Origin of the sequence: Grylomicrobium aquisgranense, from assembly GCF_033971865.1 — a bacterium.
Classification (GTDB): Bacteria; Bacillota_I; Bacilli_A; order Erysipelotrichales; family Erysipelotrichaceae; genus Bulleidia; species Bulleidia massiliensis.
Genome location: NZ_JALBUR010000080.1, coordinates 1 through 1374, shown reverse-complemented (window position 1 = coordinate 1374; position 1374 = coordinate 1). Strand labels below are relative to the sequence as shown.

1 protein-coding gene is annotated in these 1374 nt (G+C 44.5%); it reads right to left on the bottom strand.

Features of this window, described 5'->3' with window-relative positions:
- Positions 1-126: 126 nt before the first annotated feature.
- Positions 127-1254, bottom strand: a complete 1128-nt coding sequence (locus tag MOZ60_RS11500) for an IS110 family RNA-guided transposase (protein ID WP_370596791.1) — start codon at positions 1252-1254, stop codon at positions 127-129.
- Between the last annotated feature and the right edge of the window lie 120 nt (positions 1255-1374).

The following is a 1374-nucleotide window of genomic DNA, read 5'->3' as shown; positions in this document are numbered from 1 at the left end:
TCCAGTTCAAATCCGGGCTGCTCCTTCCTGATGCCTTCAATCTAATTCATATTCCTCCCTCTGTATTCTGCTGTCATTGCAATGTGCTGCGCATGTATTGCCATCCTGACAATTGATAGAATCATATTAAGCAAGAGCAGTATGGATATTGTCTGTCATCATTCCCCATATAAAGCATGACAGCTCACGTGCTACGGCTACCGTTGCTTTGTTATGGCTCTTTCGATTGCGAAGCACAAGACGCATGTATCTCTTCCGGAGTCGTTCATTTGCTCTATCCGCATATGCAATGACTTCAGGCGTATTGCCTTCCTGCCGCTTCTTCAGTGCTTCACTTTTGCCAGATGATGCCCTTGAGAAAGACTGTGCACATTCCACAAGGAGTTTTCTCAAAAAGGTGTTTCCCTGCCTGGTTATTCCCGTTTGGTTCTGATCACCGCTGCTGCTGAGTTCTCCTGCAACCAGACCCAGAAATGCCGCAAAGTTCTTTGCTTTAACGAATCTGGTGAAATCTCCGATTTCCACAATCACAGCCAAAGCGGTAAGTACTTTCACTGACTTAAAGCAGATAAGCTTATGAACTGCTTCCCGGTATTTATCCTTTTCAGCGATCTCTTCAATGCGTCTGTTCATCTGTTCCAGACGATCAGAAACTGTTTCATAGGACAGCAGGTAAGAATCCAGTGTTTCCTTATTAATTCCCTCCAGAGGAAGCTCCTTAAGCCATTTCAGATGTTTCTTTGTCCAGTAATTCTTACCATCTGTAAATGTGTATCCATGCCTTGTGGTAAACGCACAGATCTGCTGTTTGATCACTCTGAGCTGCTTCTTGTGATCCTGCTGCATACGGATGAAATCACGTACGGATTCATCTTCTTCATCGGGTGTATAGACTTCGCTGTATTCATGGTTCTTCAGCGATCTGGCAATCGCTTCGGCATCCCGCTTGTCAGTTTTCTTCCTGCGGCGTCTGTTGATTTCTGTTCCGGTAATAGAAGCAGGGGCAAGGATCTTTGCGGTAAGACCATTCTTCTCAAGATCACGCTTCAGTTTAAATCCAAGGCAGCCAGCTTCATATCCGACAATGATCTCTGTATCATTTCCAAACTTTTTCCTGATTCCCTTGCAGTAGCTGACGATGTTGGCAACAGCAGGGGAATAGGTATTTGTGTTCACTGGTGCTGCTGATCTTTCCAAATAAGTCGAGAGCGTGTAGTTTGTAGTGTGTGCATCAATTCCAACGTATGCTATCATGTAAAGGCCTTCCTTTCTTGGATGAGGCAACTTCCCCATCTCTTTATTGAGCCAATAACAAGTATGCGGGATGATCCTCGAACACACAAGTTAATGGAGGGCTTTTACATATTGTCTAAA